This is a genomic window from Crossiella sp. NPDC003009, from assembly GCF_053591555.1.
This window is the reverse complement of sequence record NZ_JBSFUA010000010.1, coordinates 170758-189168: the sequence shown is the minus strand read 5'-3', so window position 1 is coordinate 189168 and position 18411 is coordinate 170758. Positions and strand designations below refer to the sequence as shown.

Annotated in this window: 13 protein-coding genes; 5 read left to right on the top strand and 8 right to left on the bottom strand. The window is 72.1% G+C overall.

The genetic code is table 11. From position 1 onward, the window contains the following. Positions 1–35 precede the first annotated feature (35 nt). A complete protein-coding gene (locus ACWDY5_RS14085) occupies positions 36–845 on the top strand; it encodes an SGNH/GDSL hydrolase family protein (RefSeq protein WP_449722610.1) in 810 nt (269 codons plus the stop codon). Here the strand turns inward: ACWDY5_RS14085 and ACWDY5_RS14080 are convergent. Then, on the bottom strand, positions 812–3619 hold the full coding sequence (locus ACWDY5_RS14080; RefSeq protein WP_449722609.1) for a BTAD domain-containing putative transcriptional regulator: 2808 nt from the start codon (positions 3617–3619) through the stop codon (positions 812–814). The genes ACWDY5_RS14085 and ACWDY5_RS14080 overlap by 34 nt on opposite strands. 93 nt (positions 3620–3712) lie before the next feature. Here ACWDY5_RS14080 and ACWDY5_RS14075 point away from each other — a divergent pair, with 93 nt between their 5' ends. From ACWDY5_RS14075 to ACWDY5_RS14060, 4 genes are all read left to right on the top strand, one after another. Further along, positions 3713–4606, top strand: a complete 894-nt coding sequence (locus ACWDY5_RS14075) for a M23 family metallopeptidase (protein ID WP_449722608.1) — start codon at positions 3713–3715, stop codon at positions 4604–4606. Positions 4607–4730: 124 nt separating this feature from the next. Next, positions 4731–7172, top strand: a complete 2442-nt coding sequence (locus ACWDY5_RS14070) for a family 20 glycosylhydrolase (RefSeq protein WP_449722607.1) — start codon at positions 4731–4733, stop codon at positions 7170–7172. Between the two features lie 752 nt (positions 7173–7924). After that, positions 7925–8773 carry a glutamate ABC transporter substrate-binding protein gene (locus ACWDY5_RS14065; protein ID WP_449722606.1) on the top strand — a complete coding sequence of 283 codons (849 nt, stop codon included), beginning with the start codon at positions 7925–7927 and terminating at the stop codon, positions 8771–8773. Between the two features lie 126 nt (positions 8774–8899). After that, the gene (locus tag ACWDY5_RS14060; RefSeq protein ID WP_449722605.1) at positions 8900–11137 is read left to right on the top strand and encodes a copper-translocating P-type ATPase; all 2238 of its coding nucleotides are present in this window, start codon (positions 8900–8902) and stop codon (positions 11135–11137) included. On the opposite strand, the gene ACWDY5_RS14055 is transcribed toward ACWDY5_RS14060, so the two are convergent. From ACWDY5_RS14055 to pelF, 7 genes are read right to left on the bottom strand one after another with little or no spacing between them, the layout of a single operon-like run. Then, a complete protein-coding gene (locus ACWDY5_RS14055) occupies positions 11085–12059 on the bottom strand; it encodes an endo alpha-1,4 polygalactosaminidase (RefSeq protein ID WP_449722604.1) in 975 nt (324 codons plus the stop codon). The genes ACWDY5_RS14060 and ACWDY5_RS14055 overlap by 53 nt on opposite strands. Next, positions 11984–12697, bottom strand: coding sequence for a spherulation-specific family 4 protein (locus ACWDY5_RS14050; RefSeq protein ID WP_283664264.1), 714 nt, complete (start codon positions 12695–12697; stop codon positions 11984–11986). Before ACWDY5_RS14050 ends, ACWDY5_RS14055 begins: the two co-directional genes overlap by 76 nt. Further along, positions 12694–13647 (bottom strand): NAD-dependent epimerase/dehydratase family protein, encoded by a 954-nt coding sequence (locus ACWDY5_RS14045; protein ID WP_449722603.1) that lies wholly within the window; start codon positions 13645–13647, stop codon positions 12694–12696. Before ACWDY5_RS14045 ends, ACWDY5_RS14050 begins: the two co-directional genes overlap by 4 nt. Before the next feature lie 54 nt (positions 13648–13701). Then, positions 13702–14448 carry a sugar phosphate nucleotidyltransferase gene (locus ACWDY5_RS14040; protein ID WP_449722602.1) on the bottom strand — a complete coding sequence of 249 codons (747 nt, stop codon included), beginning with the start codon at positions 14446–14448 and terminating at the stop codon, positions 13702–13704. A gap of 29 nt (positions 14449–14477) precedes the next feature. Further along, positions 14478–15473, bottom strand: coding sequence for an SDR family NAD(P)-dependent oxidoreductase (locus ACWDY5_RS14035; protein WP_449722601.1), 996 nt, complete (start codon positions 15471–15473; stop codon positions 14478–14480). Positions 15474–15506: 33 nt separating this feature from the next. After that, positions 15507–16964 carry a hypothetical protein gene (locus tag ACWDY5_RS14030; protein ID WP_449722600.1) on the bottom strand — a complete coding sequence of 486 codons (1458 nt, stop codon included), beginning with the start codon at positions 16962–16964 and terminating at the stop codon, positions 15507–15509. Further along, positions 16961–18409, bottom strand: a complete 1449-nt coding sequence (gene pelF / locus ACWDY5_RS14025) for a GT4 family glycosyltransferase PelF (protein WP_449722599.1) — start codon at positions 18407–18409, stop codon at positions 16961–16963. Before pelF ends, ACWDY5_RS14030 begins: the two co-directional genes overlap by 4 nt. Positions 18410–18411 lie beyond the last annotated feature (2 nt).

Below are 18411 nucleotides of genomic sequence, written 5' to 3'. Positions count from 1 at the left end.
TTCTACCTCACTGACCCTGCACGGAGGTATGGACCATGAACCCGAACCGGTTACTGGCCTGTGTCGCGGCCCTGTTCATCGCCGGTGCGGTCACCGCCGCACCGGCGATGGCCGCACCGAGGAAGGCCGCCGCGCCCGTGGACTACGTGGCGCTGGGCGACTCCTACCACTCGGGGGTGGGCACCCGGCAGTACGACTCCGGCAGCGGCGACTGCCGCCGCAGCCAGCTGGCCTACCCCGCGCTGTGGGCCAAGTCCCACCAGACCAGCTCGTTCACCTTCGCCGCCTGTTCCGGGGCGCGCACCGCGGACGTGCTGAACAAGCAGCTGGGCGCGCTGAACGCGAACACCGACCTGGTCACGGTCGGCATCGGCGGCAACGACGCGGGTTTCGCCGACATCCTCACCCGCTGCCAGCTGGGCAGTGACAGCGACTGCCGCGGCGCGGTGGACGGTGCGATCGCCTTCGCCCAGCGGGACCTGCCGGCCCGCCTGGACTCGGTGTACCGGGCCGTCAAAGCCAAGGCGCCCAACGCGAAGCTCGTGGTGATGGGCTACCCGAGGCTGTTCGACGGCGGCCCGTCCTGTTCCTTCGGCGGGATGAGCCAGACCAAGCGGGTCAAGCTGAACTCGGCCGCGGACATCCTCTCCGACGTGGTCGCCGGGCGCGCCTCGGCCAACGGCGGCACCTACGTGGACGTGCGCGCCTCGTTCAACACGCACGGGATCTGCTCGTCCAACGAGTGGGTCAACGGGCTGAGCTGGCCGATCGTGGAGTCCTACCACCCCAACAGCAAGGGCAACGCCGAGGGCTACCTGCCCGCCCTCAACCGGGTCACCGGCTGAGGCGGCAACCGCAGGTCCCGCCACAGCCGTAAGGCGCGGCGCAGGTGCTCCTCGGCCAGTGCCTCCCGGCGCTCGCCGCGGAGCACCTCGCCGAGCAGCTGGGTGGCCCCGGCCTCGCCGTGCCGGTCACCCAGCCGCTGGTAGAGGCGGACCGCGCGTTCCAGGGAGCTGCGCCCGCAGGCGCGACGGCCGTCCGCGGAGTGCAGCTCCCCCAAGGCGCGCAACACATACGCCTCGCCGTGCGCGTCCCTGAGCCGCTCGAAAATGGACAGCGCTTCGTCCAAACAGGACAGTCCGCGGTCCGGCCTGCCCTGCCGGTGGTGCAGCACGCCGAGCTGGTGCAGCACGTGCGCGGCGCGGTGCTCGTCCCCGGCCAGCCTGGCCAGCCGGAGCGCGTCGGTGAAGGCCGGCAGCGCCTCGTCCAGCCGGTGCTGGGCCATCCTGGCCGAGCCGATCGCACTGCGCGCGTAGGCCTCCGCGCACGCGTCTCCCTTGGCGCGGAAGGCGATCAGCGCGGTGCGGTGGTGCTCCAGCGCCTCGGCCGGGCGCTCGAGCACCCTGGCCAGCGCGCCCAGTCCGCACCGGGCCAGCGCGCGGCCGTAGTCGTCGGCGAAGAGCTGGTGCGCGGCGGTGAAGCGTTCCCTGGCCCGCTGGTACTCGTCGCGGTAGAGGTGCAGCTGACCGAGCCCGCGCAGCAGTGCCGCGCGCTGTTCCCCTTGGGAGACCGGCAATGCGGCCTGGTGGGTACGTTCCCAGTCTTCGTGGTGGCTGCCCAGGTCGAAGTAGGGGACCAGGGCCAGCGCCAGCTCGGCGGCGACACCGTGCTCGCCGTGCCGGGCGGCCAGCTCGACCGCCTCGACCAGCGCGGGGCGCTCGGCGTCCAGCCAGGCCAGCGCGCGGGTCAGTGGTTCGGTGGCGGGGTGATCTCGTTGGCCCGGCGTGAAGATGTTGACCGGCAGGGCAGCGGCGGCGGCGCGGGCGCGGTGCAGCCAGCCGTCCAGCACCTGGCGCACCCAGGCCGGATCCGTTGGCGCGTCGGCGATCGCGGCGCAGCGCGGCAGTTCCGGCAGCCGGTAGCGCGGGCCGCTCGCGGTGGCCACCTCGGCCAGCCCGGCATCCACCAGCTCCTCCACCGCGGCCGGATCGCCCAGCGTCTCCGCGCGCACCGGCGACGGCCCGAGCAGGCCCCAGCGCAGGAAAGTGGTGGCGGCGGCCAGGCTCAGCCCGCGCCTGGACTCCGCGATGCCCGCGCCCGCGTCCAGGTCACCGCAGCGCAGCTCGGCCAGCCGCCGCGCGGGGTCGGCCAGGCGCTCGGCCAGGGTGGCCAGCCGCCAGGCGGGCCGGGCGGCCAGCCTGGCGCCCGCGATCCGCACCGCCAGCGGCAGTCCGCCGCAGGCGCGCAGGATGGCCGCGGCGGCCTCGGGTTCGGCCGCGATCCGGGCCGAGCCGACGATCCGGGCCAGCAGCCGGTCGCCTTCGGCCGGGCTGAGCGCCTCCACCGGGACCTCGTGCACACCGGGCAGTTCGGTCAGTCCCCGGCGGCTGGTGACCAGCACCGCGCAGCCGCTGGTGGCCGGCAGCAGCGGCCGCACCTGGGCCGCGCCCGCGGCATCGTCCAGCCACACCAGCACCCGCCGCTCGGCCAGCGCGGAGCGGTAGCGGGCGGCCCGTTCGGCCAGGCCGTCGGGCAGGTCGGTGACGCCGAGGGAGCGCAGCAGCTCGGCGAGCAGGCGGCCGGTGGGCGCGGGCCGGTGCGAGCCGCCGAGGTCCAGGTACAGCTGGCCGTCCGGGAACCGGGCCCGCACCGCGTGCGCGGCCTGGGCCGCCAGCGCGGACTTGCCCGCGCCCGCCGGTCCGGTGAGCACCGCGATCCGGGCCGCGCCCAGCTCGGGGGACACCGGTTGCAGCAGCGCGGTCAGCTGGTCCAGCGCGGGGCCGCGGCCGGTGAAGTCGCCGTCGGCCGGCGGCAGCTGGCTGACCGCGGACCGGGTCGCCGGGGCCACCACCGGCTCGGTGGCGGGCAGCTCGCCGGAGAGCAGCGCGGCGTGGATGCGCCTGGACTCCTGGCCGGGTTCGGCCCCCAGCTCCTCCAGCAGGCCGCGGCGCAGGTCGGCGAACGTTTGCAGGGCCTCGGCGTCCCGGCCGGTGCCGGCCAGCGCGAGCATCAGCTGCTGGCTCAGGCCCTCCCGGAACGGGTGCCGGGCCAGCAGCTCGCGCAGCTCGGCGATGGCGGGCTCGTAGCGGCCCAGCGCCACCAGGGCGGCCAGCCGCTCCTCGGTGGCCTGCAGGACGCGTTCCTCCACCCGGCGCAGCTGTGCGGTCCAGCCAGGGGCCGGTGGCAGGTCCTCCAGCGGCGCGCCCCGGACCAGCCCGTCGGCCCGGCGCAGCAGCTCCACGGTCAGTTCCAGCCGTCCGTCGGCACGGCTCTGCCTGGCCCTGGCGGTCAGCTCCTCGAAGACCAGCAGGTCCAGCTCGTCCGGCCGGACCACGATGGCGTAACCGCGCGGCTGGGCCAGGATCCGCTCCTCGCCACCGGCGCGCAGGCTGCTGCGCAGGGTGCTGACGTAGGTGCGCAGGTTCGGCACCGCCGAGCGCGGCGGCGACTGCGGCCACAGCACGTCGACCAGCGTTTCCGCCGGTACCAGGCGGTTCGGGTTGAGCAGCAGGGTGGCCAGCAGCTGGCGCGGCTTGAGGCCGCCGATGGGCAGCGCGAGCCGCTGCGCCCTGACCTCCAGCGGTCCAAGCACCCGGAAGTCCAGTTCGTCCTGGGTCATCTCACCCCCGCCGGGCTCGCGGTTGTATGCGGTTTGAAGCCGTTCTGTACGCGCCGCCCGCACGCTGTCGACGCCGACAGGAGGGACGGAAGCATGAAAATCAGACATCTGGTAGCGGCGGGAGTAGGACTGTTGCTCGCGGCCGCATCGGTGGCGGTCGCGCCCGCGGCCCAGGCAGCCGGTCCCCGCCCGAACTTCCAGCTGCCTTTTCCCTGCGGACAGGCCTGGAACGGCGACAACGACAACAGCAGCGCGCACCGCGCCTACGAGATCGACTTCAACCGCGGTGGCAGCCCCGGCGCGGACAAGGGCGACACGGTGTCCGCGGCCGCCGCGGGCAAGGTGATCACCTCGGCGCACCAGGGCTCGGTCAACGGCTACGGCAACCTGGTGGTGCTCGACCACGGCGGCGGCTGGCGCACCTACTACGCGCACCTGGACGTGCGCTCGGTCGGGGTCGGCGCGCAGGTCAGGCAGGGGCAGAAGATCGGCACCGTGGGCAACACCAGCCGACCGGGCAACAACATCACCCCGCACCTGCACTACGAGGTGCGCACCACCGACACCTCCTACCCGGGCAACATCCAGCCCGCCTACTTCAACGGCGCCCGCTTTGGCTACCCGAACCAGACGCTGACCTCCCGCAACTGCGGTGGCGGCGGCAACCCCTACGACGCGGCCGAGGTCTGCGGCGCCGGGTACAGTGTGATCGACACCGCTTCGCTGGGCGCGGCCGGTTCGGTGGCGCTGGCGTTCAACGCGGGCAACGGCAACAACTGCGTGGTGACGCTCAAGGGCGCCTCCATCGGCACCGCGTCGGCGGTGTCGGCCTACCTGGAGGTGCAGGGCGAGGCGAGGGCGACCGACTCGGGGAGTTTCGAGTACTACGCGGGTCCGGTGCGCAAGGCGGCGGCCGACAAATGCGTGAAATGGGGCGGTTCCGTGGGCTCGGCGGTTTATAACAGTCCGTTCGAGCACTGCGGTTGACCCTGCCCCCTACCTGCGGTAACAGTGCGGGTCTAGGCAAATCCGCTCCGATGGCCGCTTGTTGGTGAGTTTTGCACCGAGATAGGTTCCTGGTGTTCTGCTCGCTGATTTGAGGGGGGCCATCGTGACTCCACGGACCATCCCGGCGGTCCAGAGCTGGGCGGCCAGTGACGGCCGGTACCGGTTCGGTCCCGGCAGCACGATCCTGGTGGACCCGGCCGCCTCGGCCGAGCTGACCGCGGACGCGAACACCTTCGCGGTCGACCTCGGCCTGCTGTTCGAGACCGCGCCGCCCAAGGTGCGCACCGCGCCCGCGGCCGACGCCAGGGACGGCGACCTGGTCCTCGGGCTGGGGCTCAGCGACGCCCAGCTCGGCGAGGAGGGCTACCAGCTGGAGATCGGGCCGGTGCTGCGGCTGCACGCGCGGCGCAGGCTCGGCGTGTTCTGGGGCTCCCGCACCGTGTTGCAGCTGTTGCACGGCACCGCGGGCGAGCCGGTCCAGGCCGGGCGGATCAGGGACTGGCCGCGCTACACCGTGCGCGGGGCGCTGCTGTGCAACGCCACCAAGCACTACGACATGGGCTGGTGGACCAACCAGATCCGGGACCTGTCCTACCTGAAGTTCAACGAGCTGGTCATCTACGTCGACGGCGTCGGCCTGACCCGCCAGGAGCTGGAGCAGATCGCCAGGCTCAGCGAGCAGTACCACGTCACCGTGCTGCCGCAGCTGAACATGCCCGGCCACATGGACCAGGTGCTGCCGCCGCACCGGCAGTACCAGCTGCGCCACCCCAGCGGCGAGTACCGGCACAACGCGCTGGACATCAGCAACGACGCCGCGCGGGAGTGGGCCTTCGGCCTGATCGAGGAGTACCTGCCGATCTTCCCCGGCCCGGTGTGGCACTTCGGCGCGGACGAGTACCCGGCCTGGGCGGGCGGCATCGACGACTTCCCGCAGCTGGCCGAGTACGGCAGGCGCCGCTACGGCGGGCAGGCAAACGGTTGGGACGCCTTCAACGGCTTCATCAACGACGGCGCGGAGCGGATTCGCAGGCACGGCAAGCAGATCCGCATCTGGAGCGACATGCAGCGGGTGCACGCGCAGGTGGTGCGGGTGGACCCGGGCACGGTGATCGAGCACTGGACCAGCGACCGGGAGGGCCTGCTCTCGGTGCAGGACCTGATCAACCGTGGCCACAAGCTGGTCAACGGCAACGACCAGTTCATCTACTACAACGGCGGCCGCAACCCCGACGGCAGCCAGCGCAAGAAGAGCGACGCGCGGCGGATCTACGAGCAGTTCCGGCCCGGCGACATGCACGGCGAGGACCTCCCGGACGACCACCCGGCGCTGCTGGGCATCCGGTTCTGCCAGTGGAACGACCTGCCGGTGGAGCAGCTGGAGAGCAGCCAGGCCACCGAGCTGGCCATGTTCGACAGCCTGCGCGCGGTGGCCCAGCAGGCCTGGGGTTCGCCGAAGCTGACCACCAGCTGGGGGGCGTTCAAGCCCATCGTGGACAACGTGGGCCGCGCGCCCGGCTACGTGCCGCCGATCACCGTGCCGTGCGGGCACGGGCCGGGCGTGTCCAGGGACGGCTACGAGGTGGTGACCTTCTTCGCCCCGCGCGCCGACGGCAAGGTCGAGCACGGCTGGCAGCACCACCCCGGCCACGGCCCGTGGGCGCGCACCGCTTTTGGTGGCCGCTACGGCGGCGGCATCGCGGGCAACACCCCGGTGATCCTGGACATCTACGGGCGGCTGACGTACCTGGCCCGCACCAACGCCGGCACGCTGGAGTGCGGCCGCCAGCCCGCGCCCGGCTCGGGCCCGTGGACCGACTTCACCGAGCTGCCGGTCCGGGTGCTCGGCGACCCGGCCATGGTGCTGGACCAGGCGGGGCGCTTGACCTTCGTGGTCCGCGCGGCCGAGGGCGGGCTGCTGCTGGGCCGGGAACGCACGCCGGGCTTCGGCGAGTGGGACTACACCCGCCTGCAGGTCGACGCGCACGGCGACCCGGCGATCGTGCTGGACCGGGACAAGATCCCGTGTTTTGTGGTCCGCACCGGCGGCAGCCGCCTGCTGCTGGGCCGCCGCGAACGCCCCAGCTCCGGCAACTGGCAGTACTCCACCTTCGGCGCCGACATCGCCGGCGACCCGGCCCTGGTGCTCGACCGCGACCGCAGGCTCTTCGCCGCCGCGCGCACCACCAACGGCAGGCTGCTGCTCGCCCAGCACAGCGGATCCCGGTGGGACACCAGGCAGTACAGCGGCGGCATCGCGGGCGAGGTCGCCCTGTCCCTGCAACCAGACGGCAAGCTGACCTTCTTCGCCCGCGACACCGAGGGCCACGTCCAGCACGGCTGGCAGAACTCACCCGGCCTGTGGAACTGGTCGGAGGCGGACCTGGGCGGCAACATCACCAGCGACGTCAGCGCGATCCAGGACCACGTGGGCCGTTTGGTGATCTTCGCGCGAAACACCGCCGGCCGGATGCTGCACGGCTGGCAGGCCGCCCCGGGCCAGGGCCCATGGGACTACACGGAGCTGAGCGACGGCTTGCGCTGAGCAAACGCCCGCGCGCGGACCCCGCTGACCCCCGCTGGTTCGGCACCAGCCGCACCGTGGGGGTCCGGGGCCTCGGGCCCCCGGGCAGACATAAGGGCCGAGCGAAAACGCCAAAGGCGTTGAGCAAGCGAAGCGTTCAGCAAGCGGAAGCTAGGGCGGGCCTACGCGCGGGAACCACAGGGGGGAGGGGCTCCGGGGCGTAGGCCCGCGTTAGAAACAGTACTGGTGCGGGTCGGTGTGCGCTGGGTTTCGGCAAGAATTTTTGCGGATTCTTGTGACGGGCCAACGGGAACCTCACACGGCCTCGCCGGAGCCCGCATTAGTGCTCGGGAATCGTCAACTTCGCGCACAACCGCGCAGTGCCGGAGGTTTTGCCGGTAATCCGCGCCAGAAGTTTTGTCGCGACTGCGACAGCCTTGTCTCAAGCTGCCGGTTCCACGGGTTCGAAGAGTGGCCCGGTGACTCATTCACCAGCTGTTTACCTTGTCTGCCAAGGGGTATCCGACTGAACCCTCCGTTCGCCGGTTCCGTTGGGCTCGGTGTAGAACTGACGGTACCGGTTGAGTGTCTTCAGTCACGACGATGTGACCTGGGGAGATCGGTTGTTCAGACTGTGAGGTGTGGCTGCGTTGCCGCCCGCTGTGAGGTGTGACACATACAAGTGTTGAAACACCCGGCCGGGCGCGCACGAACTGACACGTGAAGCCGGGCTGAACTTCCCTCAGCTTTCCGGCCGTCGGAAGGAACATGCGATGCGATTCACCGGGCTCCTGCGAATCGGTGCGGCGCTGGCCGCCGTCGCCTTGGCCGCCGCCTGTGGCACACCGGGGCAGGGATCCGCCGGGGGCAGCAAGTCGCTGGTCGCCCGCGCCGAGGACACCAAGAAGGTGACCATCGGGGTTCGCTTCGACCAGCCGGGCCTGTCGCTGAAGGTCTCCGAGAACAAGTTCGAGGGCTTCGACATCGACGTGGCGAGGTACATCGCCGGCCAGCTCGGTGTGCAGCCCTCGGGCATCACCTGGAAGGAAGTGCGCGCCGCCGACCGGGAGAAGCTGATCAAGGACGGGTCGGTGGACTTCGTGGTCGCGACCTACTCGATCAACGACACCCGGAAGCAGTCGGTGTCCTTCGCCGGACCGTACTTCGTTGCGGGGCAAGGCATCCTGGTCCGTTCGACCACCAACAACATCACCGGCCCGGAGTCGCTCAACGGCAAGAAGCTCTGCTCGGTCAAGGACTCCACCTCGGCCCAGCAGGTGCGGCAGAAGTTCGCCAAGGACGCCCAGCTCGTCGAGTACTTCCGGTACTCCGAGTGCGTCAACGCGCTGCTGCTCAACAACGTCGACGCGGTCACCACCGACGACGTGATCCTCGCCGGGTTCGCCGCGCAGAACCCCGAGCTGCTCAAGGTGACCGGCAAGCCGTTCACCCAGGAGCGCTACGGCATCGGCCTGAACAAGGACGACGCCGAGGGCCGGACCGCGATCAACGCCGCGATCGAGAAGATGATCAGCAGCGGCGAGTGGAAGAAGTCCATCGACCGCAACGTCGGGCCCTCGGGCTACCAGGTGCCGACGCCGCCGTCGATCACGGAGCGGTAGCTCTCACCAGCGCCGACGGCGGGCATCTCCCAGGTTGGGGGATGCCCGCCGTTCTTTTTTGGCTGATCGGGAACATACCCCCCGGGGGTATCGTTGCAGTGGTCGTCCACTGAGGAGGAGAGAGCAGTGCGCGAACACGAGCAGCAGACGAAGCAGGATGAGCACCCGGGGCACGGCGCGGGCGGCCACGAGGGCGGCGGGCACGGCGCGCACACGAGCCGCGGCGGCGCTGGCGGGCACGGCGGCGCGCATGCGAGCCACGGCGCGGACGCGCACGAGGGTGGCGGGCACGGCGCACACGCGAGGCACAGCGGCGCTGGTGGGCATGGCGGGCACGACACGCATGCGGGCCACGGCGCTGGCGGGCACGCGGGGCACGGCGGGCACGGCGGGCATGGCGACCACGCCGCGCAGTTCCGGGACCGGTTCTGGCTGAGCCTCATCCTCAGCGTCCCGGCCGTGTTCGCCTCGCACATGGTCTCCGGCTGGCTCGGCTACCACGTCCCGTCCTGGCTCACCTGGGTCGCCCCGGTCTTCGGCACCGTGGTCTTCCTCTACGGCGGCGTCCCCTTCCTCACCGGCGCGGTCAGCGAGCTCCGCGCGCGCAGGCCCGGCATGATGACCCTGGTCGCGATGGGCACCTCGGTCGCCTTCCTGGCCAGCGCGCTGGCCACCCTCGGGGTGCTCGGGCCTGAGCTGGACTTCTGGTGGGAGCTGGCGCTGCTGGTGGTGATCATGCTGCTCGGGCACTGGCTGGAGATGCGCGCGCTCGGGCAGGCCTCCGGCGCGCTGGCGGCGCTGGCCGAGCTGTTGCCGGACACCGCGGAACGCCTTGGGCCCGACGGGAACCCGGTGCCGGTGCCGCTGGCGGAGCTGGCCGTGGGTGACGTGGTGCTGGTGCGTTCCGGTGGGCGGGTGCCCGCGGACGGTGTGGTGGTGGACGGGGCGGCCGAGGTCGACGAGTCCATGGTGACCGGGGAGTCGCGGACGGTGCGGCGCGGTGCGGGGGACCGGGTGGTGGCGGGCACGGTGGCCACCGACTCGGCGGTGCGGGTGCGGATCAGCGCGGTGGGGGAGCAGACCGCGCTGGCCGGGATCCAGCGGCTGGTCGCGCAGGCCCAGGAGTCGCGGTCGCGGGTGCAGGCCCTGGCCGACCGGGCGGCGGCCGCGTTGTTCTACTTCGCCGCGGCGGCGGGGGTGCTGACCTTCCTGATCTGGACGCTACTCGGGGATCTCACCGCCGCCGTGGAGCGCACCGTGACGGTGCTGGTGATCGCTTGCCCGCACGCCCTCGGGCTGGCCATTCCGCTGGTGATCGCGCTGTCCACCTCGCTGTCGGCCCGCGCGGGCATCCTGGTCAAGGACCGGCTCGCGCTGGAGCGGATGCGCCAGGTCGACGCGGTGCTCTTCGACAAGACCGGCACCCTCACCAAGGGCCGTCCCGCGGTGCTCGGCGTGACCGGGCACCCGGACACGCTGCGGCTGGCCGCCGCCGCGGAGAGCGACTCCGAGCACCCGCTGGCCCGCGCCGTGCTCGCCGCCGCCGGGCCGGGCCTGCCGCGCGCCAGTGACTTCCGCTCGCTGACCGGCCGGGGCGTGCAGGCCACCGTGGACGGCTCGCTGATCAGCGTCGGCGGACCGGCGCTGTTGCGGGAGAAGGGGATCGAGCCGCTGACCGGGGCGACCGAGGAGTGGGCGGCCCGGGGTGCGGCGGTGCTGCACGTGTTGCGGGACAACGAGGTGCTCGGTGCGATCGGCCTGGCCGACGAGGTGCGGCCGGAGTCCCGGGAAGCCGTGGCCGAGCTGCACCGGGCCGGGGTGCGGGTGGTCATGGTCACCGGGGACGCCCGGCACGTGGCCGAGGCGGTCGCGGCCGAGCTCGGCGTGGACGAGGTGTTCGCCGAGGTGCTGCCCGAGGACAAGGACTCCGCGGTGCGGGCGCTGCAGGACCGAGGGCACCGGGTGGCCATGGTCGGCGACGGGGTGAACGACGCGCCCGCGCTGGCCCGCGCGGACGTGGGCATCGCCATCGGCGCGGGCACCGACGTGGCCATCGAGTCCGCGGGCGTGGTGCTGGCCAGTGACGACCCGCGCGGGGTGCTCGCGGTGCGGCGGCTGTCCGTGGCCAGCTACCGCAAGATGCGGCAGAACCTGGTGTGGGCCACCGGCTACAACGTGCTGTCCGTGCCGCTGGCGGCCGGGGTGCTGGCCGGGATCGGCTTCGTGCTGCCGCCCGCGGTGGGCGCGGTCGCGATGAGCCTGTCCACCATCGTGGTCGCGCTCAACGCCCAGCTGCTGCGCCGGGTCCGGCTCAACAGGGCCAGCGCGGAGCGTCCAGCTTCAGGTTCTTCCGCATCGAGCTGAAGCCGAGCTTGCGGGTGGCGGCGCAGAACTTGTCGTTGGGCACGTCGTACTCGGCGTGCAGGACGGCCTTGCCCGCCTTGATGAACGGGGTGAGCTTGGCGCACTCGTCGAACTCGGCGCACTGCTCGTTGACCGCGAAGTCGAACTCGGCCACCAGCTGCGGAACCAGCCCGAGCGCGTTCTTCAGCCCGATGGCCAACCCCTTGCCGTGGGCCAGTTTCGCCAGCGCCCGGTTGTAGGCGAGCTGGTCCTCGGCGGAGATCTCATGGCCGGTGTCGTGGGCGTAGGCATCGGCCAGGTCGGCCTCGATCCCGTCAAAACCCTTGTCCCGGCACACCTGGAACCGCTCGGCCATCACCGGCAGCAGCACGTCCAGGCGCTTGACGTCCAGCCAGCGCTCGCCGGGCCAGCCGTTCTCCTTGCCCTGCACCGGGCCGCGCAGCCGGTGCGCGTCCGGGCGGTAGTCCTCGCTGGCGCCCACGTTGACGTAGCAGATCACCTTGCTGCCCTTGGCCTGGAGCTCGCGGACCACCTCGGGGCCGTTCTCCACCGCGTCGATGTCGAAGACCTCGGCCTTGACCGAGGTGTCCACCGGCACGGTCAGCTGCCACTGCCAGGTCACGCCGGGCGCGGGCCGCCAGCGCTGCTCCGGCTCCGGCGACCTGGCCGGTGGCGGCGGGGCGGACCCCGGCTCCGACGGCGAAGGAGCCGGGGTCCCCGTGCTGCCGGGCGGGGCGTCCGTGCTGGTGGCCGGGGCCACCGGGGAGGCGGGGGTGGCCGCGTCCTCCTCGGTGGCGTTGCCCGGCGCGCAGCCGCCTGCCGCCAGCGCGGCGGCCAGCAGCAGGGTCAGGACACGCGGCGTGGGCCGCAGCGGCCGACGGCCAGGGTCTGCCGGTTGAAATGCCCCGCAAGTCGTCGCCACGGGTTCGCTCCGTCCAGGTCGGTCACGTACACCGCGCCCGCGTTGAACCGCGAGGCCCGCTGCAACGTCCGTTCGGTGTCGCCCCTCGGCGTGCCGTAGACCAGGTGGCAGAACCGCTGGGCCGGCATGCCGTAGGCCCAGGCCGGGACCTTGAGGTTCTCGTGCTCGCGCAGCCGTCCCTCGAAGGTGACCAGCAGGTCGGCCAGCTTGGCGTACCCGTAGGCCGGGTAGACGCCGTGGTTGAACACCACCGTGCGCGCGCCCATCCCGCGTGCCGCGGCGGCCAGGCTCTTGTACTGCGGCAGGTGCTCGGCGTCGGCCGAGACCTGGTCGAAGAACACCCCGTCCACCCGGTACCAGGCGTGGTAGCGGGCGATCTGGCGCTGCACCAGCTCCCGCGAGCAGCGCCCGTAGCCGGTGTCCACGTAGCCCATCACCGGGATGCCTGCCAGCTTGAGCCGCTGCACCACGGCGCTGAACATGATCTCCTTCGCCAGCCCTGGGCCGCTGTCGATGTTGAGGATCACCAGGCGCAGGTACTCCGCGGCGCTGACCAGCGTCTGCCAGTCGGCCGGGGCGGTGGTGGGGTGGAAGTAGGCCGGAACCGCGAGCAGCCCGCGGTCCGGTTCCATGGTCATGTGCGGCATTGCGCCTCCTGCCAGAGGTCCGATAGCGAGGTGGCCAAGTCGATGGCGGGTCGCCAGTCGAGGGCCTTCCCGATCGCACTGATCTCGGCCTGCTGCCACGGCACCTCCGCCGAGCGCGCGGAGCCTGCGTCAGCCTGCCTGATCGGGCCGGTGTAACCGGCTATCCCGGTGAGCGCCTTGGCCAGCTCGCCCACCGTGACTCCCTCTCCACTGCCGACGTTGAGCACGGGGTCACCGATCTCCGGGGCCAGCGCCGCGGCGTAGACCGCCTCGGCGACGTCCCGGACGTCGATGAAGTCCCGCACCGCGGAGAGCGGGCCGAGCCGGACCTCGTCGCCCTCCGCTTGGGCCCGAAGCAGCTCCTGGGCCAGCCTTCCGGCGACGTTGCCGGGCGGTGATCCGGGGCCGATCGGGTTGAACACCCGCAGTACCACGGCATCCAGGCCTGCCACGCGGGCAAGGCAGACCAACCGGCTGGCGGCCAGCTTGGTGATCCCGTAGACGCCGGCCGGTCGTGTCGGAGTCTGCTCGGTGACGGGCTCGCCCGTCACCACTCTGCCGTATTCCGCAGCCGAACCGAGATGCACCAGACGCACCCGCGCGGGGCCGCACAGCGCGGCCCGCACCAGCGCGGCAGGCAGATCTATGTTGCAGGCGGCCAGATCGGCGGGATCGCCGCCGACCAGACCGGCGCAGTTGATCACGATGTCGGGGGCGGTCCGCGCGAGCAGTCCACCGATCGGGTGAGCGCTGTCGGCTGTCAGGTCCAGCCGGATGTGCCAGGAGGACGAGGGCAGTGGCCCGCGCGCGACCGTCACGACCTCCAGGCCGGCCCGCTCGGTGAGCCGCCGGTGGACGTGCCTGCCGATGAAGCCGGTAGCGCCGAGCAACAACACGCGGGGCACTGCGATCTCCTCGTTTTGTCTGATGTGGACGATCATTGTGGACGGTGGAGACGGCGGACGGCGGGTCGGTCGTCTCCGCAGCCGCTGGGATCAGGCGGGAACCTTCAGCGGCGGGTGCTGCAACGGGGTGTCCTTGAGCAGGCTGTGCCGCAGCACCGGGAACTCGGCGTTGGCCCGGTCGTAGTCGTCGGGACGGCCGATGTCCAGCCAGTAGCCGTCGAACTCGTAGCTGCTGGGCGGGGTGTCGGTCTTGAGCAGGTCCAGCACCAGCTCGTCGAAGCCCAGCGGCAGCCCCGGCGTGTAGCCGCGCAGCGACTCCCGGCTGACGCCGTAGACGCCCATGCTGACCCGGTAGTCCAGGGTCGGTTTCTCGGTGAACTCCACGATCTTCCCGGCCTGCGCGCTCAGCACGCCGAAGTCGATCTTCACCTGGCGCTGGTAGGTGGCCACGGTCAGCGGCGCGTTCTCCGTGCTGTGCCTGCGCAGCAGCGCGCCGTAGTCCAGGTCGGTGAGCACGTCGCCGTTCATCACCAGGAAGTGCTCCGGCAGCGAGTCCAGCAGCTGCACCACCGGGCCGATGGTGCCCAGCGGGTTCTCCTCCTCGGCGTAGTCCACCGCCATGCCCCACTTGCCGCCGTCGCCGACGTAGGAGCGGATCAGGTCGCCGAGGTAGCCGATGGCCAGGGTGGCGCTGCGGAAACCGCTGTGCGCCAACTGGGTCATCACGATGTCCAGGATGGAGAACTCGTCGCCGATGGGCACCAGCGGCTTGGGCAGGCAGGTGGTGTACGGCCGCAGCCGGACGCCCTTGCCACCGGCCAGGATGATCGCGTGCATCGTCGTTGCCCCTTGTCCTGTCTCGTTGGTCACTGGGTGTAGATGCCGGGCTTGTAGTGCGCCAGGTTGGCCGGGTCCCGGAACCACTCGATGGTCTCGGCCAGGCCCTCGTCCCTGGTGTGCGCCGGGGCCCAGCCGGTGCGCTCGCGCAGCTTCGCCGCGTCGCACACCAGCCGTTGCACCTCGGAGTTCTTCGGCCGGATGCGCTGGGCGTCCTCGGTGACCACCGCGTGCACGCCCATCACCCGCACCAGGTCCTCGGCCAGCTGACCGATGGAGACCTCCTCGCCGGTGCCGGCGTTGAACAGCTCGCCCACCACCGCCGAGGCCGGTGCGGTGCCCAGGGTGTGGAAGGCGGCCGCGGTGTCCTTGACGTAGAGGAAGTCGCGGGTCGGGTCCAGCGCGCCCAGCTTCAGCTCAGTGGCCCCGGCGGCCAGCTGGCTGATCACGGCAGGGATCACCGCGCGGGCGGACTGGCGCGGGCCGAAGGTGTTGAACGGCCGCAGGGTCACCGCGGGCACGTCGAAGCTGAGCTGGTAGGACTCGACCAGCTTGTCCGCGCCGATCTTGGAGGCGGCGTAGGGGGACTGGCCCTGCAACGGGTGCGCCTCGCTGATCGGCACGGTCAGCGCGGTGCCGTAGGTCTCGCTGGTGGAGGTGTGCACCAGCCTGGGGGTCTGCTCGGCGCGCACCGCGTCCAGCACGTTCAGCGTGCCGATCACGTTAGTGTCCACATAGGACCGTGGCGCGCGGTAGGAGTAGGGGATCGCGATCAGCGCGGCCAGGTGGTAGACGGCCTCGGCGCCCTCGATGAGCTCGCGGGCGCTGGCCTGGTCCCGGACGTCGCCCAGCACGACGTCGACCTGGTCCAGCACCTCGGCCGGCAGCGAGTCCAGCCAGCCCCAGGAGCCGAAGGAGTTGTAGAGCACCATGGCGCGCACCCGGTGGCCGTGCGCGACCAGGCGCTCGACCAGGTGGGAGCCGATGAAGCCCTCGGCGCCGGTCACGGCGACGACGTTGGACACGGTGTGCCTCTTTCTTCTTGGCGGAACCGGGTTTCAGCGGTGGCGGACCGCACTGCCGAGCGAGCTCGCCGCGTGGCAGTAGAGGACCAGGAGCAGGGCGAGGGCGACGGACAGCTGCACCCACACGGTGCCCAGCGGCCAGTGCCCGGCCCCGCCGGTGAGGGTGAAGGCCACCTCGGCGGCCAGCGCCGCGCCGCAGGCGAGCAGCGCGATGGTGTTGAGGCCCAGTGCCTGCACCAGCAGGGCGAGGAACAGGGCGCCACCGAGGGCGAGGTAGGCGGTGTAGGTGGGCACCGCGCCGGGGATGGCCCCTGGCACGGCGAGCAGCACCACGGCGCACAGCGCGGCCGCGGCGAGCAGGTAGCGGGCCAGCACCCCGGTGAGCACGAACCGGGAACGCCGCGCGAAGCTGGGCAGCGAGGTGCTCTCCCGCAGCAGGCGGCCCATCCGCCTGCGGTAGCCGAACAGGCACCACTCGGCGATGCCCATGCTCAGCGAGATCGGCAGCGCGGCCAGTGCCGCGCCCGGGATCTCCGGCGCGTCCGGCAGCACCGCCCACACCACCGGCAGCGCGAGCAGCCCGGCCGCGCACAGGCCGAACAGCGCGTGCGGCAGCGCGTTGCGCAGCTCGGTCCAGCGGAGCTTGGCCTTGTCCCGCACCGGGTTCGCCGGTCGGGTCCGCCAGATCGCGAACCCGGTGGTGAGCAGCACCGAGCCGATCAGGCCGAGCAGCTCGGCCCAGTGCGGCAGCAGCCGGTGCCCGCCGAGCAGGTGCAGGCCACCGGCCAGCACCGCGGGCGTCAAGGCCAGCAGCAGCAACAGCTCCGCGCCGCGCACCAGCAGCACGGTGGCCGCCAGCAGGTACACGCCCTGCCCGATGCCCAGGGCCAGCACCGCCCAGCCCGCGTCGCTGGCCACGGCCAGCCCGGTGGAGAGCAGCGCGACCAGCGCGCCGCAGGCGAACAACCCGTTGCGCAGCACCGAGTACGACGCCGCCGCCCGGCCCTGGCCCAGCCGGACGTAGCCCAGGTAGGACAGGCCCTGGCTCAGCGTCCAGGACAGCACCAGCGAGCCCACCAGCACTGCCAGCGCCGCCGGTCGCACCAGCAGCGGGGTGGCCGCGGTGTAACCCAGGCCGGGCAGCGCGAAGAGCACGCCGCGCAGCAGGTGCAGCTTCGGATTGGCCGCCCAGACCTCGGGCTGCGGGGCCGGTTCCGCCGGTGCGCGCGGCACCAGCCGGAACAGCTCCTCGGCCAGCGAGAACACGTCGGGACAGCCGTAGCGGGCCTTGACCGCCTGGTCGGAGAGCCCGTCGGCCTCCAGTCCGGCGGCGACCTCCAGCGGGTCGACCGCGTTGGCGCACAAGGACTCGAACCGGTGTGCCAGCTCGCGCAGCCGCGGTGGGATGTCCAGGGTGCGCACATCCGGCAGCGTCCGCGGGACGCCGAGCACGCCGATGTGCTCCAGCTCGGGCACGGTGCCCGCGCTCATGACGCGGCCGCCGTGAGCGCGCGCGCCTGCTCGGTGACCACGCCGAGCCCGGTGTAGAGCTCGTCGAAGGTGCCGACCGCCTTGTCCACGGTGAACAGCTCCAGCGCCCGGTGCCGGGCCGCGGCGGCCATCGCGTGCCGCAGGTCCCGGTCGGCCAGCAGCCGCACGCAGGCCTGCGCCATGGCCGCCGGATCCCGTGGCGGCACCACGATCCCGGTGTCGCCCACGGCTTCCGGCACCCCGCCGACGTCGGTGGCCACGCAGGCGCGGCCCACTGTCATCGCCTCGATCAGCGTGTACGGGAAGCCCTCGGAGATGCTGGAGAGCACCACCACGTGCCCGGCCACGTAGGCGTCCCTGATGTCCGCCACCCGGCCCTCGAAGAACACCCGCTCCCCGACGCCCAGGCTGTTCGCCAGCTCCTGGCAGCGGTTGGCGTAGGCCTCGCCGCCCTTGGGCGTGCCGCCGAACAGGCGCAGCCGCGCCTCCGGCACCTGCTCGCAGATCAGCGCGAAGGCCTTGATCAGGGTCTCCAGGTCCTTGATCGGGTCCACCCGGCCCGCCCAGCTCAGCGTGGGCACCTCGGGTTCGGCCTCCACCGCCGGGAAGTCGGCCGGGTCGACGCCGTTGTAGACGGTGCGGATGAGGGCCGGGTCGGTGCCCAGCCGTTCCTCCCAGCGCTTGTTGTAGATGTTGCCGGGCGCCACCAGCGCCGCGGTGCGGTAGGCCAGCTCGCACACCTGCCGGAAGAAGGCCAGGTGCAGCGCCTTCACCGGGTGCCGGTAGGGCGAGCTGCGATAACCCAGGTAGCGCTCCCGCAGGTAGATCCCGTGCTCGGTGAGCAGCAGCGGGGTCTGGTGGCACCAGTTGGCGGTGAGCGCGGGCAGCGCGGCCAGACCGTTGGCCACGCAGTGCGAGACGTCGGCCAGGACCGGTGGCGCGGCCAGCGGCCGGAGCGAGTGCTCCAGCAGCTCGACCGCGGTCACCGCGTCCGCCACCGTCGGCGGCTTGCCCAGCTCCGCGGGCCAGTCCCGCCAGGCGGCCATCATCGCCCGCACCGCGTCCTCATCGCGCAGGCTGGCCGAGAGGTCGCTCTGCTGGCTGTAGTCGAACAGGGCGCGCAGCACGGTGGTGAAGCGGGCCGCCTTGTCCGGCAGTTCGGCCACGGTGAGCGTGGCCAGCAGCTCCCGGAACAGCTCGCCGAACCCGCGCAGGGCCCGCCGCCCCGGCCTGCGGCCGTGGTGGTCGGCGCCCCACAGCGGGACCAGCGTCAGCGAGGCCACGTTGGGCGGCAGCTCCCACGCGGTGGGCTCCTGCCCGGTGGAGACCAGCGCCAGCAGGTGGAACCGGTGTTGCGGCAGCCCGCGCACGAGCTGGTCGCACCACACGCTCACCCCGCCGAAGCTGTGCGGGTAGGTGCCCTCGGTCATCAGCGCGACGTCCATCG